15 protein-coding genes and 1 pseudogene are annotated in these 18680 nt (G+C 69.6%); 7 read left to right on the top strand and 9 right to left on the bottom strand.

Translation table 11 applies throughout. The features are described 5' to 3' along the window. Window positions 1-330: 330 nt before the first annotated feature. From ADBZ5U_RS06320 to rpmF, 6 genes are all read right to left on the bottom strand, one after another. Complete coding sequence (locus ADBZ5U_RS06320) at window positions 331-489, bottom strand: hypothetical protein (RefSeq protein ID WP_526263516.1); 159 nt, start codon at window positions 487-489, stop codon at window positions 331-333. Window positions 490-591: 102 nt separating this feature from the next. Next, entirely contained in the window at window positions 592-1089 is a 498-nt protein-coding gene (locus tag ADBZ5U_RS06315) for a MogA/MoaB family molybdenum cofactor biosynthesis protein (RefSeq protein ID WP_526263514.1), read from the bottom strand. Window positions 1090-1145: 56 nt separating this feature from the next. Further along, window positions 1146-2531, bottom strand: a complete 1386-nt coding sequence (locus tag ADBZ5U_RS06310) for a S1C family serine protease (protein ID WP_526263512.1) — start codon at window positions 2529-2531, stop codon at window positions 1146-1148. Between the two features lie 72 nt (window positions 2532-2603). Further along, window positions 2604-4148 carry a HAMP domain-containing sensor histidine kinase gene (locus ADBZ5U_RS06305; RefSeq protein ID WP_526263510.1) on the bottom strand — a complete coding sequence of 515 codons (1545 nt, stop codon included), beginning with the start codon at window positions 4146-4148 and terminating at the stop codon, window positions 2604-2606. Window positions 4149-4161: 13 nt separating this feature from the next. Further along, the gene (locus ADBZ5U_RS06300; protein ID WP_526263508.1) at window positions 4162-4848 is read right to left on the bottom strand and encodes a response regulator transcription factor; all 687 of its coding nucleotides are present in this window, start codon (window positions 4846-4848) and stop codon (window positions 4162-4164) included. Between the two features lie 82 nt (window positions 4849-4930). Continuing rightward, window positions 4931-5104 (bottom strand): 50S ribosomal protein L32, encoded by a 174-nt coding sequence (gene rpmF, locus ADBZ5U_RS06295; RefSeq protein WP_526263506.1) that lies wholly within the window; start codon window positions 5102-5104, stop codon window positions 4931-4933. Window positions 5105-5280: 176 nt separating this feature from the next. On the opposite strand from rpmF, the gene ADBZ5U_RS06290 reads away from it, so the two are divergent. From ADBZ5U_RS06290 to ADBZ5U_RS06260, 7 genes are read left to right on the top strand one after another with little or no spacing between them, the layout of a single operon-like run. After that, complete coding sequence (locus tag ADBZ5U_RS06290) at window positions 5281-7023, top strand: acyclic terpene utilization AtuA family protein (protein WP_526263504.1); 1743 nt, start codon at window positions 5281-5283, stop codon at window positions 7021-7023. Further along, window positions 7020-8180, top strand: a complete 1161-nt coding sequence (locus tag ADBZ5U_RS06285) for an acyl-CoA dehydrogenase family protein (protein ID WP_526263502.1) — start codon at window positions 7020-7022, stop codon at window positions 8178-8180. Before ADBZ5U_RS06290 ends, ADBZ5U_RS06285 begins: the two co-directional genes overlap by 4 nt. A 5-nt stretch (window positions 8181-8185) precedes the next feature. Further along, a complete protein-coding gene (locus tag ADBZ5U_RS06280) occupies window positions 8186-9772 on the top strand; it encodes an acyl-CoA carboxylase subunit beta (protein ID WP_526263518.1) in 1587 nt (528 codons plus the stop codon). An 11-nt stretch (window positions 9773-9783) separates the two neighbouring features. After that, on the top strand, window positions 9784-11739 hold the full coding sequence (locus tag ADBZ5U_RS06275) for an acetyl/propionyl/methylcrotonyl-CoA carboxylase subunit alpha (protein ID WP_526263500.1): 1956 nt from the start codon (window positions 9784-9786) through the stop codon (window positions 11737-11739). Continuing rightward, window positions 11736-12914, top strand: a complete 1179-nt coding sequence (locus ADBZ5U_RS06270; RefSeq protein ID WP_526263498.1) for an acyl-CoA dehydrogenase family protein — start codon at window positions 11736-11738, stop codon at window positions 12912-12914. The genes ADBZ5U_RS06275 and ADBZ5U_RS06270 overlap by 4 nt, the downstream gene beginning before the upstream one ends. A 31-nt stretch (window positions 12915-12945) precedes the next feature. Then, the gene (locus ADBZ5U_RS06265) at window positions 12946-13716 is read left to right on the top strand and encodes an enoyl-CoA hydratase family protein (RefSeq protein WP_526263496.1); all 771 of its coding nucleotides are present in this window, start codon (window positions 12946-12948) and stop codon (window positions 13714-13716) included. A 26-nt stretch (window positions 13717-13742) separates the two neighbouring features. Then, complete coding sequence (locus ADBZ5U_RS06260) at window positions 13743-14333, top strand: DUF1707 domain-containing protein (protein ID WP_526263494.1); 591 nt, start codon at window positions 13743-13745, stop codon at window positions 14331-14333. Between the two features lie 45 nt (window positions 14334-14378). On the opposite strand, the gene ADBZ5U_RS06255 is transcribed toward ADBZ5U_RS06260, so the two are convergent. The 3 genes and pseudogenes from ADBZ5U_RS06255 to ADBZ5U_RS06245 all read right to left on the bottom strand — a co-directional run. Further along, on the bottom strand, window positions 14379-15818 hold the full coding sequence (locus tag ADBZ5U_RS06255) for a hypothetical protein (RefSeq protein WP_526263492.1): 1440 nt from the start codon (window positions 15816-15818) through the stop codon (window positions 14379-14381). 527 nt (window positions 15819-16345) lie between these two features. Beyond that, entirely contained in the window at window positions 16346-18316 is a 1971-nt protein-coding gene (locus ADBZ5U_RS06250; protein WP_526263490.1) for a vWA domain-containing protein, read from the bottom strand. A gap of 2 nt (window positions 18317-18318) precedes the next feature. Beyond that, window positions 18319-18680 (bottom strand): annotated as a pseudogene (locus tag ADBZ5U_RS06245) (magnesium chelatase); the annotation flags it as partial.

Below are 18680 nucleotides of genomic sequence, written 5' to 3'. Positions count from 1 at the left end.
GGCACGGCGAAGATCGCCGCCAGCGCCGCGACGAGCGCCATCAGAACACGACCGATCGCCTTCATGGTCTCCCTAGCTCTTGGCGGTGACCCAGTCACCGACGGTGGTCGTCGGCACTGACGACCGGACTTCCGTGTCAAGAGGAAGATATCGGTACGGCAACGCCCCCGGCAACGCGAACGAACATGACGAGGCCCGTGTTGCGCCAGGGTTGCGGTTCGCTGGGAGGCGCCGGCGCAATCGACCCGGCGGCCCACCCGGCCCCGATTCCGACCTTCCGAGGCTGCCCGACAGGGTTGGACTCCACCGGCCGGACATCCGTCCAGGGCTTCAAAGATGGTGCGGGGGAACGTTATCCCGCAGCCAGCGGTCGCGGTCCCGGCCGTCGGCCGCGGTGTCCGGGTCCCGTTCGTCGGCCGACCCCTGCGGCAACTCCGAACCGAAGATCGCGTTAACTGCGATCCGGTCGGGGTGGTCCGGGCCGGTCATCGCCGCCCCCCGATGTGATCAAGGTCACACCAGGTGCTTCTTCGCATGTCACAGCACTGAAACGCGGTGTTCACCTGGAGGTCCGCGGTGTTCACGCGGGGGTCAGATCTCCAGGCTGGACAGTTCGGCGATCACCTGGGCGGCCATCGGCCCCAGGGTGGCCATCCCGTCGCGGACCGCCGAGCGGGAGCCCGCCAGGTTGACCACCAGCGTGCTGCCGGAGATTCCGGCCAGTCCCCGGGACAACCCGGCATCGGTGCTGCCGGCCGCCAGTCCGGAGGCGCGCAGTGCCTCGGCGATGCCGGGAACCTCCCGGTCGAGGACCCCGCGAGTGGCCTCCGGGGCCACGTCACGCGGGGTCACTCCGGTGCCTCCGACCGACACCACCAGATCGACCCCGCCGATCACCGCGGTGTTGAGCGCGTTGCGGATCTCGACCTCGTCGGCGGAGACCACCACCACGCCGTCGACGACGAACCCCGCCTCGGCGAGAAGTTCGGTGACCAGCGCGCCACTGTGATCCTCCGCGACTCCGCGTGCCTGCCGGTCGTCGACGACGACCACCAGTGCCCGCCCTGCCGAACCCTCTGGCTGTTCCATGGGTGTCACCGTATATCCGGGCGGTGAGACCGGCGGCGACTCGGTCACCGCGCGGATCACTGGTCGGCTTTCCCGAGGGTGACCTGGACGGTCTGCGGGTTACCGGCGGCATCCAGGTACGTCAGGGTCAGCTTCTCCCCCGGCGCGCGGGAGCGGACCGCCGCGACCAGTGCGTTGGCGCTGCCGATCACCCTGTCGTCGACCTTCGTGACCACCACACCGCTGGGCATCCCCGCGTCGGCCGCGGCGCCGCCTTTGACCACCTCGACGATCTTGGCGCCGTGGGTGGTCACGTCATTGCTGACCTGGACGCCGAGAGAGGCGTGCGAAGCGCTGCCCGAGCGGATCAGCTCGTCGGCGATCCGCTTGGCCTGATCGACCGGGATCGCGAAACCCAGTCCGATGGAACCGCTCTGATCCGACGGGGAGTCACCGCCCAGGGTGGCGATGGCCGAATTCACCCCGACCAGCTCGCCGGCCATGTTCACCAGGGCTCCACCGGAGTTGCCGGGGTTGATCGCCGCGTCGGTCTGAATGGCGTCAAGCACCGAGTTCTGGTTGGTGGCGTCGCCGCCCGCCGCCACCGGGCGGTTCAGCGCGCTCACGATACCCGTGGTGACGGTTCCCTCGAGACCGAGCGGCGAGCCAATGGCGACCACGTCCTGGCCGACCCGCAGGCTGGCCGAGGATCCCAGGGTGATCGGGGTGAGCCCGGACACTCCCTCCGCGCGGACCACTGCGATGTCACTGGACGGGTCCGTTCCGACGACGGTGAACGGAGCGGTCCGCCCGTCGGCGAAGGTGACCGTCGTGGCCGGCGCGCCGGGGGCCGGTTTGGCCGTGGGGTCACCGGGCTTGCCCGGCAGTGGCGCTGTCGCCGGGGGCGGACTCGGTGGGGTCTGCCTGGGTGCGCCCGGTCCGCCTGGGCGTTGGATCGCGGAGACGACGTGGTTGTTGGTCAGGATCAGGCCGTCCTCGGAGAGGATGATGCCCGACCCCTCCTCGGACGCGCGCCCCATCTTCGTCTCGAGCTTCACCACGCTGGGAACGACCTTGGCCGCGACCTGTTCCACCGAACCGACCGGCGCATTGCCCGTCGGCAGGGCGGCCGGCGCCTTGCCGGATTCGGGAGCCGCCGTGGTCAGGGTGGTGGTGGAGTGCCGGCTGGGCTGCACCATGGTCGCCACCACTCCCCCGACGCCCGCCGACACCGCCGCGATCGCCAGCGCACCGGCGGTCAAAGCGATTGAGCGGGAACGCTTCCGGGGCTTGCCGGGAAGGGGTGGCAGCACCGAGGTGTCACCGGAGCGGGAACCCCGATAGGGGTCGTAGGCGTGTTGGGCCTGCGGGGCGTTCGCGTAACGCCAGTCGTACTGTTGCCGGTAGCCCGGCTGGGTATAGCCCGGGGACTGCGACGGCGGGTAACGCGGGTCGTCTGTCATGGTTGGCGGTCTGCCCTTTCTCGTCACCGACGCGTCGTGGCGTCTTTCAGGTTGACTTCAGCTTGCCGGGTACTACTGAGAATCGACTGAGACGACGGTCGGTTCGGCTGAGACCCCTTCGGGTGTCACACCTTCTCCAACGCTGAGTTCGCCGTTCTTCGCCGCGATTTCGCTGTAGGCAGACGGCGACTGGAAGGTGCCTTCCGTCGGAGTTCCCGGCAGCAGGACGTGGAATGTCGTTCCCGGCGGTTGGCCGCCGGGCACCGTCTCGCCGATCCGGATCACGCCACCGTGTTTGACCACAACCTGTTTCACGATGGCCAGGCCGAGTCCCGAACCCTGCATCGCCCGCGCGGATGCCGATCGGTAGAACCGCTCGAACACCAGGCTGCGCTCATCCGGTGCGATTCCCGGGCCTTGATCGGACACCTGCAGTTCGGCGTGCGTGGCGTCGACCTGTCGCAGCCGCAAGCCCACCGTCCCGCCGGGTGGACTCCACTTCGCCGCGTTGTCGAGCAGATTGAGGACGGCCCGCGACAGACCGGCCGGGTCTCCGTGGATCTGCCAACCGACGGCGTCGACGACGAAGTGAATATCGTTGCGCCGGCGCCGAACTCGCTCCAAACTGCGGTCGATCACCTCGCTCAGCTCGACGTCCTCCATCGCGGTCGCGAAGGCGTTGTCCTCCCGGGTGAGGTCGACCAGATCGCCCACCAGCGTGGAGAGTTCCTCGATCTGTCCGATGACGTCGGTACGCAGTTCGGCGAGTTCGCCCTCGGGAATCGGCGGGGCGCCCGGAGCGCTGGAAGCCATCAGCAACTCGACATTGGTGCGCAACGAGGTCAACGGGGTCTTCAGTTCGTGGCCGGCGTCGGCGACCAGGCGGGCCTGTCGATCACGCGAATCCGCCAACGCGCGCAGCATGGCGTTGAAAGCCTCGGTGAGGCGGGCCAACTCATCGCTGCCGAGGACGGGGATCGGGCGCAGATCGTCGGTGCGGGCCACCCGCTCGGCGGCCTCGGTGAGCTTGCCGACCGGCCTCAGACCGGTCCTTGCCACCATGCCGCCGGCGACCGCGGCGACCACGACCCCGACACCGCCGACGGCCAGCAGCACCCACTTCAGCTTGGTCATGACCGCATTCGTCGGTTGCAGGCTCTTGGAGATCAGCAGCGAACTGCCGTTGGGCAGGTGGACGGCGAGCACCCGCTGATCGACGACGGTCCGCCGCGACATGAACAGTTCACCGCGGATGACCGCCTTCTCCGGCGGGCCCAGCGGCAGGGATTGGCCCTGCTGGTTGGCGGTGTAGATGGAACGGCCCGGGTTCACCAGCATCGCGTTGACGTCCGAGTAGGCGGTTCCCTCGATGGCCTTGGCGGGATCGGCGGCCAACGAGCCGCTGGCGATGAGCAGCTGGGCCCGGCTCTGGAGCTGGTTGTCGATGTCGGTGTACAGGGCGGCGGAGACCACCGCGTAGACGGCGACGGCCATCAGCACCACGACCATCGCCACCATCGACATTGCCAGCAGCATCACCCGCCATCGCAGGGACAGCGATGTGGCGGCCCTCGCCGGCGCGCCGACCGCCCGCGGGCGCCGCTTGAAACCGAACATCCTTATCCAGACATCAGGGTGGAGTCTCGCGCAGCACGTAGCCCACACCACGAACGGTGTGGATCAGCCGCGGCTCTCCCTCTGCCTCAGTCTTGCGTCGCAGGTATCCCACATACACCTCGAGCGCGTTACCCGAGGTCGGGAAGTCGAAGCCCCACACCTCTTCCAGGATTCGGCTACGGGTCAGCACCCGGCGCGGGTTGGCGATCAGCATCTCCAGCAGGGCGAACTCGGTACGGGTGAGACTGATCGCGCGCTCACCCCGGTGCACCTCGCGGGTGACCGGGTCCAGGGTCAGGTCGGCGAACGTCATGACGGCGGCCTCGGTGGGCTCGTCCGGCCCGGTGCGGCGCAGCAGCGCGCGCAGCCGCGCCAGCAGTTCCTCCAGCGCGAACGGCTTGGGCAGGTAGTCATCGGCTCCCGCGTCCAGGCCGGCCACCCGCTCCGACACCGAGTCACGGGCGGTCAGCACCAGGATGGGCAGATCGTCGCCGGTGCCGCGCAACTGGCGGCACACTTCGAGTCCATCCAGTCGGGGCATCATGACATCGAGAACCACGGCGTCGGGCCGTTCGTTGCCGATCGCCTCGAGGGCCTCCACACCGTCCTCGGCGAGGTCGACGGTATAACCGTTGAACGACAGGGACCGCCGAAGGGACTCCCGGACCGCTCGGTCGTCGTCGACCACAAGAATTCGCACGGGATCAGTGTTTACCAATCCAATTAATTTCGTCTAAGAGACGCGCCGCGCGAACAGGCTGTTTGCGCGTCACAGCGGCGAATCAGCGCTTGTCGAGGTCAATCAGCCCCAGCCGGGCGGCCTTGAGCAGCCGACGGGGGACCTTGTGCTGGCGGCCGCCGACGGACACCGTGACCAGGCCGGGCTCGGTGGCCTTCCACTGCGCGCGCCGACTGCGGGTGTTCGAGCGCGACATCCGCCGTTTGGGGACAGCCATGACTCAGTGCTCCTCGTGATTGCTGCCGCGCAGACCTCCGGCGCAGGCCAGTTGGCTCAAGGATAGCCGCCCGGCACCGCTTCTCCAAAGCGGGCCAGGTTGGATAACCTACCGGTTGGTTGGCTTTTTCGATCTCCACTCCCGCCACCCCCCGAGCGCCCGAGGCAGGACCCACCATGACGGCTCCCCGCGACAGTGCCGGCGGCCCGGTTCGGATCGGGAACTGCTCGGGCTTCTACGGCGACCGGGCGTCGGCGATGCGCGAGATGCTCACCGGGGGTGACCTGGACTACCTGACCGGGGATTACCTGGCCGAACTGACCATGCTGATCCTGGGCCGGGACCGGATGAAGCACCCGGAGCGGGGCTACGCCGGGACCTTCCTGACCCAACTCGAGGACTGCCTCGGGCTGGCACGGGAGCGCGGCGTGCGCATGGTCGCCAACGCCGGGGGGCTCAACCCGGCCGGGTTGGCAGTGGCGGTGCGGGCGCTGGCCGACCGGATCGGCGTGCCGGTCACGGTGGCCCACGTGGAAGGCGACGACCTGGCGCCCCGGGCCGCCGAACTCGGCTTCTCCGGAGTGCTGACCGCCAATGCCTACCTGGGCGCCTGGGGCATCGTGGATTGCCTGAAGTCGGGGGCCGACATCGTCGTGACCGGCCGGGTCACCGACGCCTCGGTGGTCGTCGGGCCGGCGGCGGCCCACTTCGGCTGGGCCCGCGAGGACTACGACCGCATCGCCGGCGCGGTGGTGGCCGGTCACGTCATCGAGTGCGGCGCGCAGGCCACCGGGGGCAACTACGCCTTCTTCACCGAGATCCCCGATCTGGACCACCCCGGATTCCCGCTGGCCGAGCTCTATCCCGACGGGTCCTCGGTGATCACCAAGCATCCCGGTACCGGCGGCCGGGTCAGCGTGGGCACCGTCACCGCGCAGTTGCTCTACGAGATCGCCGGGGAGCGCTACGCCAACCCCGATGCCACCGCCCGCTTCGACTCCATCGAGCTCTCCGACGACGGCCCGGACCGGGTGCGGATCAGCGGGGTGCGCGGTGAACCGCCGCCACCGACCTTGAAGGTGTCACTGAACAGCATCGGCGGTTACCGAAACTCGGCCACCTTCGTGCTGACCGGTCTGGACGTCGACGCCAAAGCGGCCCTGGTCCGCCGGCAGCTGGATGCGGCGCTCACCGACCCGCCGGCCGAGTTGCAGTGGACGCTGGCCCGGACCGATCACCCCGATGCCGACACCGAGCAGACCGCCAGCGCGCTGCTGACGTGTACGGTGCGCGACCCGGACTCGGCCAAGGTGGGCCGCCGGTTCTCCGCCGCGGCGGTCGAACTCGCGCTGGCGAGCTATCCCGGCTTCCACACCACCGCGCCACCGGCGGATGCCTCGCTCTACGGGCTGTTCACTCCCGGTTATGTGCCGGCCGCCGAAGTCGAGCATGTGGCGGTGCACGCCGACGGCACCGTCACTCCGATCCCGCCGGCCGCCGAGACCCTGGAACTGCGCCCGGTGGTCCCACCCGACGCCGCGCAGGCCCCCGGGCCGCTGCCCGCCGGACCGACCCGCCGACTTCCCCTGGGCGCCGTCGCCGGCGCCCGCAGCGGCGACAAGGGCGGCGGCGCCAATGTGGGGGTGTGGGTGCGCACCGACGCGCAGTACCGCTGGCTGGCCGACACCCTGACCGTCGAACGGTTACGCGAACTGTTGCCGGAGACCGCCGACCTGCCCGTGACCCGGCACCTGCTACCCCGTATCCGGTCGGCGAACTTCGTCATCGACGGCATCCTCGGCAGGGGCGTGGCGCATCAGGCGCGGTTCGACCCGCAGGCCAAGGGGCTCGGCGAGTGGCTGCGCAGCCGTCATGTCGACATCCCGGTGGAGATTCTCACGGAGGGGGCCGTGCGGTGAGCATCTGGACCACACCCGAACGCAGGCAGCTGCGGAAGTCGGTGCGCGCCTTCGCCGAACGGGAGATCCTGCCGAACGTCGACGCGTGGGAGGAGATCGGGGAACTGCCCCGCGATCTCAGCCGCCGCACCGCCGAGGCCGGACTGCTCGGCGTCGGGTTCCCCGAGGAGGTCGGCGGTGAGGGCGGCGACGCCGCGGACACCGCCGTCATCTGCGAGGAACTGCACGAGGCGGGGACCCCGGGCGGGGTGTTCGCCTCGCTGTTCACCGTCGGCATCGCGGTCCCGCACATGATCGCCTCGGGTGACCAGCGGCTGATCGAGAAGTACGTCCGGCCCACGCTGCGTGGCGAACTGATCGGCTCGCTGGCCATCACCGAACCCGGCGGAGGTTCGGACGTCGGTCACCTGCGCACGACCGCGGTCCGCTGTTCCGGCCCGGAGGGCGACCACTACGTGGTCAACGGTTCCAAGACCTACATCACCTCGGCGGTGCGTGGCGACTATGTGGTGGCCGCGGTCCGCACCGGCGGGCCCGGCGCCGCCGGAATCTCGATGCTGGTGATCGACAAGGGCACACCGGGTTTCGAGGTGAGCCGCAAGCTGGCCAAGATGGGCTGGCGTTCCTCGGACACCGCCGAGTTGGCGTTCCGCGACGTCCGGGTGCCGGCCGGGAATCTGGTCGGCCCGGAGAATTCCGGATTCCTGCAGATCGCACAGGCCTTCGTCTCCGAACGCATCGGCCTTGCCGTGCAGGCATATTCGAGTGCGCAACGCTGCCTGAACATCACCGTCCGGTGGTGCCGCGACCGGGAGACGTTCGGCAGGCCGTTGATCGCCCGGCAGACGGTCCAGAACACGCTGGCCGAGATGGCCCGTCGCATCGACGTCGCGCGGGTCTACTCGCGCAATGTCATTGAGCGTTCCCTGGAGGGTGACACCGATCTGATCGCGCCGGTCTGTTTCGCCAAGAACACCGCGGTCGAGGCCGGCGAGTGGGTGGCCAACCAGGCCGTGCAACTATTCGGCGGCATGGGGTACATGGCCGAATCCGAGATCGAACGGCAGTACCGCGATATGCGGATCCTGGGCATCGGCGGCGGCACCACCGAGATCATGACCGGCCTTGCCGCGAAAACGCTGGGCTACCAGTCGTGACAGCCCTGCGTAGCGGCGTCGACACCGATTCGCCGGCTTACACCGAGGCCGCCGGGGCGATGTCGGCCAAACTGGCCGAACTGGATGCCGAACTCGCCAAGGCTCTGGCCGGGGGCGGGCCTAAGTACGTCGACCGGCATCACGCCCGGGGCAAGCTGACCGCCCGGGAGCGGATCGAACTTCTGGTCGACCCGGATTCGCCGTTCCTGGAACTGTGTCCGCTCGCCGCCTACGGCACCGAGTTCGGAGTGGGCGCCAGCCTGGTGATCGGCATCGGAGTGGTCGAGGGCACCGAATGCGTGCTTGTCGCCCACGACCCGACCGTGAAGGGCGGGACGTCCAACCCGTGGACGCTGAAAAAAGTGTTGCGGGCCAACCAGATTGCGCTGGAGAACCGGCTTCCGCTGATCTCGCTGGTGGAGTCCGGCGGCGCGGATCTGCCCACCCAGAAGGAGATCTTCATCCCGGGCGGGCGGATGTTTCGCGATCTGACCCGGTTGTCGGCGGCCGGGATCCCCACCATCGCCGTGGTGTTCGGCAACTCCACCGCCGGCGGGGCCTACGTCCCCGGTATGTCGGACCACGTGGTGATGATCAAGGAACGCTCCAAGGTGTTCCTGGCCGGACCGCCCCTGGTGAAGATGGCCACCGGAGAGGAGTCCGACGACGAGTCCTTGGGTGGCGCGGAAATGCACTCCCGCACTTCGGGATTGGCCGACTACTTCGCGACCGACGAACTCGACGCCATCCGAATCGGCCGCCGGATCGTCGCCCGGCTGAACTGGGTCAAGCAGGGCCCGAAGCCCGGACCGTTCACCGAACCACTGGCCGACCCACAGGAACTGCTCGGCGTGGTGCCGGCCGATCTGCGCATCCCGTTCGACCCGCGCGAGGTGATCGCCCGGGTGGTCGACGGCTCGGACTTCGACGAGTTCAAACCGCTCTACGGGGCGTCGCTCGTCACCGGGTGGGCCGGCATCCACGGCTACCCGGTGGGGATACTGGCCAACGCGCGCGGGGTGCTGTTCAGCGAGGAGTCGCAGAAGGCCACCCAGTTCATCCAGTTGGCGAATCAGTCGAACACGCCATTGCTGTTCCTGCACAACACCACCGGCTACATGGTGGGCAAGGCCTACGAGGAAGGCGGGATGATCAAGCACGGCGCGATGATGATCAACGCCGTGTCCAACTCGACGGTCCCGCATATCTCGCTGCTGATCGGCGCGTCCTACGGCGCCGGGCACTACGGGATGTGCGGCCGGGCCTACGACCCCCGCTTCCTGTTCGCCTGGCCCAGCGCCAAGTCCGCGGTGATGGGCGGTGCGCAACTGGCCGGGGTGCTGTCCATCGTCAACCGCGCCGCCGCCCGGGCGCGCGGGCAGGTCGTCGACGAGGACGCCGACGCGGCCCTGCGGGCGGCGGTGGAAGCCCAGATCGAGGCCGAGTCCCTGCCGATCTTCCTGTCCGGGCGACTGTACGACGACGGCGTCATCGACCCGCGGGACACCCGCACCGTACTGGGAATGTGCCTGTCCGCCACCGCCAATGGCCCGATCGAGGGGACGTCGAAGTTCGGCGTCTTCCGGATGTAGGCGGGCACCCCATGATCACGAGGGTTCTGGTGGCCAACCGCGGTGAGATCGCCCGCCGGGTGTTCGCGACGTGCCGCCGACTGGGCATCGGGACGGTCGCCGTACACACCGGACACGACGCCCGCTCCCCCCATGTGACCGAGGCCGACGCCCGCGTTCTCATCGACAGCTATCTGGACGTCGACGCACTGCTGGCCGCCGCCCGCGCCTCCGGCGCCGATGCCATTCACCCCGGTTACGGATTCCTCTCCGAGAACGCCGCTTTCGCGACGGCGGTGGCCGATTCCGGCCTGACGTGGATCGGACCGCCCGCCGCCGCGGTGACGGCGATGGGTTCGAAGATCGAGGCAAAGAAGACGATGGCGGCGGCCGGTGTCCCGGTCCTGGCCGAGTTGAACCCGGCCGCCGTCCGCTCCGACGAACTTCCCGTCCTGGTGAAGGCGTCCGCCGGGGGCGGCGGCCGTGGCATGCGGGTGGTCGGGAACCTCGCCGACCTCGCCGCCGCGGTGGCGTCCGCCCAACGCGAGGCGGGTTCGGCCTTCGGCGATCCGACGGTGTTCTGCGAACGCTACCTGCCCCGCGGACGGCACATCGAGGTTCAGGTGATGGCCGACCGCCACGGCACCGTGTGGGCCGTCGGCGAACGGGAGTGCTCGATCCAACGCCGCCATCAGAAGATCATCGAGGAGGCTCCCTCACCGCTGGTCGACCGGATTCCGGGCATGCGGGGGCGGTTGTTCGACGCCGCACGCGTGGCCGCAACCGCGATCGGCTACACCGGCGCGGGCACGGTGGAGTTCCTCGCCGACGAGGCCGGCGAGTTCTACTTCCTCGAGATGAACACCCGCCTTCAGGTCGAGCATCCGGTGACTGAACTGACCACCGGCCTGGACCTGGTGGAGCTTCAGCTCAGCGTGGCCGACGGGGAGGCCCTGGCCGCCGAACCCCCAACGGCCGCAGGCCATTCCATCGAGGCTCGGCTCTACGCCGAGGACCCGGCGCAGGACTGGCAGCCGCAGGCCGGACGCATCCACCACTTCGACGTGCCGGCCGCGTCGTCCCGGTTCGGACCGCTGGCGGGCACCGGTGTCCGACTGGACTCCGGCGTCGTCGACGGCTCGGCGGTGTCGATCTTCTACGACCCGATGCTGGCCAAGGTCATCTCCTTCGCGCCGACCCGGACTCGCGCCGCGCACGTGCTCGCCGACGCCCTGGCGCGGACCCGGTTGCACGGGCTGCGCACCAACCGCGACCTGCTGGTCAATGTGCTCCGTCACCCGGCGTTCCTGGCCGGTGCGACCGACACCGCGTTCCTCGACACCCACGGACTGCAGGACCTGGCCCTCCCCCGGGCCGACGCCCGCGCGGTGCGTCTCGCGGCCATCGCGGCGACACTGGCCGGGGCCGCCGCGAACCGCGCAACCGCACGGGTGCTGGGCGCCGTGCCGAGTGGCTGGCGCAATGTGGTCTCGGGGACCCAGAGCAAGTCCTTCCGGGACGCCGGCGGAACCGAACACCGCGTCGCCTACCGGTTCACCCGCGACGGCGCCCTGATCCTGCCCGACGATCCGGCGGTCGAATCGGGTTCGGCCACAACGACCGAGGTGGTGCTGACCCACGACGGTGTCGCGACCGCGTTCGCGGTGGCCCGCTACGGCGACGAGGTCTACGTCGACTCCCCACTCGGGCCGGTGGTCCTGGCGGCGGTCCCGCGATTCCCCGAACCCGCTTCGGCGGTGGCCGAGGGGTCACTGGTCGCCCCGATGCCCGGCGCGGTGATCCGTCTGGGGGCGGCCCTCGGCGACACCGTGACGGCCGGACAGCCGCTGGTGTGGCTGGATGCGATGAAGATGGAACACACCGTCACCGCCCCGGCCGACGGAGTGCTGACCCAACTCGACGTCGTCGTCGGCCAGCAGGTCGAAGTGGGCGACATCCTGGCCCGCGTCGAAGGAGAAGACCAGTGACCGCAGCAAGAGCAGGGACCGATTTCATCGAAAGCCCCGAGCGCCGGGCACTGCGCAAGTCGGTGGCCGCGCTGGCCGCCGCCTACGGCCCCGAGTACTACCTCGAACGGGCCCGCGGAGGCGGTCACACCGACGAATTGTGGCGCGAGGCAGGTCGACTCGGATTCATCGGGGTGAACCTGCCCGAGGAGTACGGCGGCGGCGGGGCCGGCATGTACGAACTGGCCCTGGTGATGGAGGAACTCTCCGCCGGTGGCTGCCCACTGCTGCTGATGGTGGTGTCGCCGGCCATCAACGGCACGATCATCGCGAAGTTCGGCACCGACGAGCAGAAGAAGCGGTGGGTTCCGGGCATCGCCGACGGGTCGATCACGATGGCGTTCGCCATCACCGAACCCGACGCCGGATCCAACTCGCACCGCATCACCACCACCGCCCGCCGGGACGGCGGCGACTGGATCCTCTCCGGCCAGAAGGTGTGGATCTCCGGACTCGACCAGGCCGAGGCGGTCCTGGTGGTGGGCCGCACCGAGGACGCCAAGACCGGGCGTCTGCGCCCTGCGCTGTTCGTCGTGCCGACCGACGCCCCCGGGCTGAGCTTCACCAAGATCCCGATGGAACTCACCATGCCGGAAAGCCAGTTCCAGTTGTTCGTCGACGACGTGCGACTGCCGTCGGATGCCCTGGTGGGCGCCGAGGACGCCGCGCTCGCGCAACTGTTCGCCGGCCTCAACCCGGAACGGATCATGGGCGCGGCCAGCGCGGTGGGGATGGGACGGCTGGCGATGGGAAAGGCCTGCGACTACGTCAAGACGAGGCAGGTGTGGGGGACCCCGATCGGCGCCCATCAGGGCATCGCACATCCCCTGGCCCGGAACCACATCGAACTCGAGTTGGCCAAGCTGATGATGCAGAAGGCCGCCAGCCTCTACGACGCCGGCGACGATTCGGGCGCCGCAGAGGCCGCCAACATGGCCAAGTACGCGGCGGCGGAGGCCTCCACCCGAGCGGTGGACCAGGCGGTGCAGTCGATGGGCGGCAACGGACTGTCCCAGGAGTACGGCGTCGCGGCGATGCTGGTCGGCTCCCGGCTGGCCCGGATCGCCCCGGTCAGCCGCGAGATGATCCTCAACTTCGTCGCGCAGACCTCACTCGGCCTGCCGCGGTCCTATTAGAGTTTCGACGACTACTAGAGTTTCGACGACCATGACCGACACACTCGTCTCCTACCGGGTCGATGACCGGGTCGCCCGGCTGACACTGGACTCCCCCCACAACCGCAACGCCCTGTCGTCGACCCTGGTCCGCCAGTTACGGGAGGGGCTGGCTCGGGCCGCCGACGACGCCGCGGTTCGGGCGGTGGTGCTCGGTCACACCGGGAACACCTTCTGCGCGGGGGCGGACCTTTCCGAAGCGACCGGCGGGGACCCCCGGGCGGCCGCGGTAGGACGCGCGCACGAACTGGCGGCGCTGCTGCGGTCGATCGTGGAGTGCCCGATGCCGGTGATCGGCGCGGTCGACGGTCACGTGCGGGCCGGCGGGATGGGACTGGTCGGCGCGTGCGACATCGTGATCGCCGGGCCGCGAAGCACCTTCGCGCTGACCGAAGCCCGGATCGGGGTGGCCCCGGCGATAATCTCGCTGACCCTGCTGCCCAAGTTGGAGCCTCGGGCCGCGGCCCGCTACTACCTGACCGGCGAGACGTTCGACGCCGGGCGGGCGACCGCTATCGGGCTGGTGACCGGCACCGCCGACGACGTCGGTTTCGCGGTGAACGCGATCACCGCCGACCTGGCGAAGGCCTCCCCCCAGGGGCTGGCGGCGTCGAAGGCATTGACCACCGCCGCGGTGCTGGCCGGATTCGACCGCGACGCCGACCGCCTGGCCGAGGAATCGGCGCGGCTGTTCGTCTCCGACGAGGCGCGGGAGGGCATGCTCGCGTTTCTGGAGAAGCGGCCTCCGCGGTGGACCGTGTGACAGTCCGGTCGTAGGCTCAAGAGGCCATGAGCACGAGCAACCTCCCGGCCCGCGACTCCTCCACGCGGGCAACCGATGACGACCGGATCCAGGTCGCGCAGTTGCTCGCCGAGGCCGCCTCCAACGGTCGGCTGAGCATCGACGAGTACGAGACCCGGCTGGGGACCGCGTACTCCGCCGCGACCTACGACCAGCTCGAACGCCTGACCGTCGACCTGCCCGAGGCATTGGAATACCGCCGCCACAAGAGCAGACCGGCGCCGTCGACCATGCTGCTTGCCGTCCTGAGCGGCTTCGAGCGACGCGGCCGGTGGAATGTTCCGCACCGGATAACCACGTTCACGCTGTTCGGCGGCGGTGTGGTCGACCTGCGCTACGCCGACTTCACCTCCCCGGACGTCGAGATCCACGCCTATTCGATCCTGGGCGGACAGACCATCCTGCTGCCGCCGGAGGTCAACGTCGACGTCAAGGGCCACGGCGTCATGGGCGGCTTCGATCAGCGTGTCGACGGCGCCGGCACCCCGGGGGCACCCAGGGTCACCGTCAAGGGCTTCTCGCTGCTGGGCGGCGTCGGGATCAAGCGGCGCAGCCGCAAAGCCGCACCGGGGAAATGAAAATCGGCCCCCTCCTTCTGGGAGGGGGCCGATCTTCGCGATGGTCTAGTCCGCCGCGTCGGCCTTGGCCTTGCGGGCCGCGACCCGCTCGGCCTGCGCCGCCTTGGCGTTGGCGATGCTGGAGTTGATCTGATTGGCGGCCTTCTCCACCGCGTCGCGGATCGGACGCTTCGGTGCAGCCTTGGCCGGGGCCTCGGCCGGAGCGCTGTCCGCCACCTCGGCGGCCGGCAGGTCGGCGACGGGATCCACCGCAGGCTTGGTCTCCGGAGCCTCCACCTCCGGCTTGGTCTCGGGAGCCTCCACCTCCGGGGTGCTCTCGGAGACCTCCACCGCGGGCTTGGTCTCGGAAACCTCCACCTCCGGGGTGCTCTCCGGAGCCTGGGCCGCCGGCTTGGTCTCGGCAACCTCCACCGCGGGCTTGGTCTCGGCAACCTCCACCGCGGGCTTGGTCTCCGGAGCCTCGGCCGCCGGGGTGTCGTCCGCCGCCTCCACCGCCGGCTTGGTTTCCGGCGCGTCGGTTTCGGTGGCCGCCGCGGTGTCGTCCGACGCCGCCTCGACAGCCTGGGTTTCCGAGCCTGGCGCGGCCAGTCGGCTGGCGGCCGCGGCCAGTCGGGCGGCGCCCGGGGCCAGCGCAGCGGCCGGCGGCGCGGAGTAGTTGTACCACGGCACCGACTCCGGCCACGGCACGGCGCCGGTCGCGACGTCGATCAGGTAGTTGAGCGCTCCCGACAGTCCGTACTGGTAGGTGTCCTGGGTGCCCTGCTCCAGCGAGAGGTCGCCCAGGTAGGCCAGGGTGGTGTTGCCGATGAGCGGTCCGACCACCGGAACCACGCCGGCCACCCCGGCGGCGACCGTCAGCGCCAGGTTGTAGAAGACCGACACGTTGTTCGGGCCCCAGTACGCGGCGGCCAGCGGGAGGGTCAGCGCTGGCAGCGCCTTGCCCAGCGTGGTCTGCAGCGCGTACCAGGTCGAAGCGCTGTAGCCCTCGAAGACCTGCTGGATCGTGGGCGATGCGCCGGAGCCCAGCAGGAAGTAGGTGTTGGGCTCCCACAGGTAGTTGACGATGCCGATGTTCCACTGATCGGAGTTGTCGTAGCCCTCGCCGTTCCCGTTCACCAGCGCGTCGGCGATCAGGTAGCTCACTCCGGAGGGACCGGAGACGTCGCAGTCGTAGTTGCAGTAGCTGGCCCACGGGTTCACGTAGCCGTACTGGCCGAACGCGTCCTGCGGCTTGGCGGACTCGTCCCCGTACTGCTCCGGCCCGAGAACGCCGCCCCAACTGGTGTTGCCGAACAGGATGTCGGTGATGGCCACCGGGGGGATGGACAGCACGTCGGCGAAGTTGGTCAGGTTGTAGGCCGCGCGCGAGAGGGCGCCCGGAGTGGGAACGGACAGGTTCGGCGCCACCATCGGGGTCGCGACGGCAACCGCCGCGGCGCTCGCCAGCGCGGCAGCCGAGATGAGGGGCTTGGTACGAGTCGCCATGGAATCGTTTCCTTCGGTTCGGCCCGCCGACTTTGCGGGTCACGCTTTGCTGAACTCCATCGTCGGATGGTCCCTCCGATAGTACGGGCAGGTTTGCCGCGGGGCAAATCCTGGGCGCGCCACCCGACGGCGTCCACGACGCGCGAGTCGCCTGCCCGATCGGGTGAACGGGCAGTTTCCCGGAGCCTGCGGTCGTCCGCTGAAGACAATCAGCCCTGCTTAGGGCTATTCACATGGTTTTCACAGACCGTCCCGCAGGCCGATGTGTTTGCCAGCGCTCCCGATACGCCGTCAGCGAACGGATTCACGCACACACCGGCTCATTAGCCGTCAGCAAACCCGGACTCCGCCGTGCCCGACGGGTGACCACCAGATAACCGTTGGATAACGCCTGGCGAGCAATGGCGGCCCGGCTTCGGAGGGATTCCGGGTCCGGGCGCGGGGGTGAGCGGCCCAGGTCAGCGCCCCGACCGCGATCCCGACCGCGGTGAGAGCCGCCCGGGCCGGCCAGGCGTGTTTGCTCGGCGTCAGCGCCGCCGGCGCGATCGCAGGTAGTCGCCCACCACGGCCGCCCCGAGGCCGTCGAGATCCGGAACCACCACCCGGCCCCCGACCCGGCGGGCCACCTGGTCGATGAAACGGGCCAGGCCCGGGTCGTCGCCGAGGCGGAATATCGTCACCTGCGCGCCCAGCCGGGCCACCTCGTCCAGACCGCGAACGGTGTGCGCGATGGTCCGCGGGTGCGGCGGGTAGTCGAAGAACACCCGCGAGCCGCGCCCGTCGTAGTCCTCCAGGTGCGCGGTCGGCTCGCCGTCGGTGACGATCAGCACAACCGGTTGCGCGCCGGGATGGCGGCGGAGGTGCCGGCCGGCCAGTGCCAGCGCGTGATGCAGGTTGGTGCCCTGCTCGTAGACGCCCTCCAGGCCGGTCAGCTCGGCGGCGCTGACGGTCCGGGCGTGCCGGCCGAAGGCGATGATCTGCAACGCATCCGACCGGAAACGGGTGCCGACCAGGTGGTGGAGCGCCAGGGCGGTGCGTTTCATCGGCAGCCACCGGTTCTCCATGACCATCGAGAAGGACGTGTCCACCAGCAGCGCGACGACGGCCTGGGTGCGGGTCTCGGTCTCGGACACCTCGACGTCGTCGACGGCGATCCGAAGTGCGCCGCTGTCATCTCCTGATCCGGCTCGGCGCAGCACGGCATTGGTGATCGTCCGGGTGACGTTCCACGGCTCGGTGTCGCCGAACTCCCACGCCCGGGTGGCCCCGGTCAGCTCGCCGGCGGCCCCGGCGCGGCGGGTCTCGCGTTCGCCGTGCCGGCCGGAGAGCTGCCGGGCCACATCGCGAAGCGCCGCCTGCCCGAGTTGCCGCATGGCTTTCGGGGACAGCCGCCACCGGCCATCGGAGCCGCGGTCCAGGAAGCCCTGATTCATCAGCGCCCGTTCGAGTTCGGCGAGGGTCTTGGCATCGACGGCCGCCCGGTCGCCGAGTTGTCGGGCCAGCGCGTCGAGGTCGACGTCGTCCATCGTCGCCCCCGGATAGCTCTGGGACAGCTGCTCCGCCAGTTGCTCGAGTTCGGCGATGTCGGCCATCGCCTGCGCGCCCTGGCCCATGCCCAACGGGTTGTCTCCGGAGAATTCCGCCGAGCCGCCCCAGTCCTCACCCGGGCGCGCCGCACGCAGATGGGAGTCCAGCCGGCTCAGTGCGTCCATCAGCTGGGGGGAGCCGAAAGCCTGCTGCGCCAAGGCATCCAGCTCGGCGCGCTGCTCGGGACTCAGGCTGTTGCGGAAGCGTTGCGCCGCAGCCGAGCGCCGGGCCAGCGAGTCGAGCAGTTCCTCGACGTTGCGGGGATTGTCCGGAAAGAACCGGCCGTGCTCGGCCATGAAGTCGTCGAAGTCCTCCTGGGTGTCCTGCCCGCGAGAGTGCTTGTCGAGCAGGCCGTTGAGGTCGTCGAGCATTTCGTTGACGGCCTGGCGGTCTTCGTCGCCGGCGTTCTCCAGTGCCTTCTTCATCCCGGCGAAGCGCTGGTCGAGAATCTCCCGGCCGAGCAGGTCCTTGATCTGTTCGTACTTCTGCCGCGCCTCGGGGCTGCGCCAGTTGTACTCGGAGAGTTCGGAGACCGCCTTGGCCGGCGACGGCGAGAGCGACTCGATCTGCATCTCGGCGAAGCGGGCGTCGTCGTCCAGTGCCCGGGCCAACTCCTTGCGTTCGGCCAGCACGGCGTCGTCGAGCAGCTTCTTGATCTCCTGCAGGGTGCCGTCGAGGTTGTTGCGCGACAACAACTCCCGGCGGCGGCGGTTGACCTCGGCGGCCAGCCGGTCGGCACCCGTGAGGTTCTTGTTTCCCGCCCGCAGCAATTCCCGCAGGGCGCGGCGGGGTGAGGCGCCCTCCATGACGTCCCGGCCGATCTGCTCCAGTGCCTCCCGCAGATCCACCGGGGGCGCCAGCGGGTCGGGGCCGCCGGTGTAGGCCGAGTAGCGGCGGTCGTGTCTGGACATGGCTAGCCGTACACCGTCTCTCCGTCGCCGGTGTTCTTGTCGATCTTCTTGGCCAGATACAGCGCCTCGAGCGCCAACTCCAGCGCGGCGGCCCGCTCCCCCTCGCTCTTCGCGCCGAGCCGCGCGGCGACCTTGCCGATCACCGGCAGGTCCGGCAGTGCCGCCAGAACGTCCTTGGCCGACACCTGCTCGCCGGTGGTCACCGTCGACTTCTCCACCGCCGCCACCAGGGGCCCCACGTCGATTCCGCCCAGGCACTTCTGCGCGGTGTCGGCGGTGGCCCGGCGCAGCAGGTGTTCGAGCACCGCCAGTTCGCGGCCCTCCTCGCCGGACTCGAACTCCAGCTTGCCGCGCAGCACGTCGA

It is taken from the genome of Mycobacterium sp. (assembly GCF_040398885.1).
Classification (GTDB): domain Bacteria; phylum Actinomycetota; class Actinomycetes; order Mycobacteriales; family Mycobacteriaceae; genus Mycobacterium.
This window is presented reverse-complemented; position numbering and strand designations above follow the sequence as displayed.

Excerpts from the sequence above, each read along its gene's own strand:
- ADBZ5U_RS06265 (WP_526263496.1), top strand. The coding sequence starts at position 12,946 with ATGACCGACACACTCGTCTCCTACCGGGTCGATGACCGGGTCGCCCGG.
- ADBZ5U_RS06260 (WP_526263494.1), top strand. The coding sequence starts at position 13,743 with ATGAGCACGAGCAACCTCCCGGCCCGCGACTCCTCCACGCGGGCAACC.
- rpmF (WP_526263506.1), bottom strand. The coding sequence starts at position 5,104 with ATGGCTGTCCCCAAACGGCGGATGTCGCGCTCGAACACCCGCAGTCGG.
- ADBZ5U_RS06275 (WP_526263500.1), top strand. The coding sequence starts at position 9,784 with ATGATCACGAGGGTTCTGGTGGCCAACCGCGGTGAGATCGCCCGCCGG.
- ADBZ5U_RS06310 (WP_526263512.1), bottom strand. The coding sequence starts at position 2,531 with ATGACAGACGACCCGCGTTACCCGCCGTCGCAGTCCCCGGGCTATACC.
- ADBZ5U_RS06315 (WP_526263514.1), bottom strand. The coding sequence starts at position 1,089 with ATGGAACAGCCAGAGGGTTCGGCAGGGCGGGCACTGGTGGTCGTCGTC.
- ADBZ5U_RS06305 (WP_526263510.1), bottom strand. The coding sequence starts at position 4,148 with ATGTTCGGTTTCAAGCGGCGCCCGCGGGCGGTCGGCGCGCCGGCGAGG.
- ADBZ5U_RS06250 (WP_526263490.1), bottom strand. The coding sequence starts at position 18,316 with ATGTCCAGACACGACCGCCGCTACTCGGCCTACACCGGCGGCCCCGAC.
- ADBZ5U_RS06320 (WP_526263516.1), bottom strand. The coding sequence starts at position 489 with ATGACCGGCCCGGACCACCCCGACCGGATCGCAGTTAACGCGATCTTC.
- ADBZ5U_RS06290 (WP_526263504.1), top strand. The coding sequence starts at position 5,281 with ATGACGGCTCCCCGCGACAGTGCCGGCGGCCCGGTTCGGATCGGGAAC.
- ADBZ5U_RS06255 (WP_526263492.1), bottom strand. The coding sequence starts at position 15,818 with ATGGCGACTCGTACCAAGCCCCTCATCTCGGCTGCCGCGCTGGCGAGC.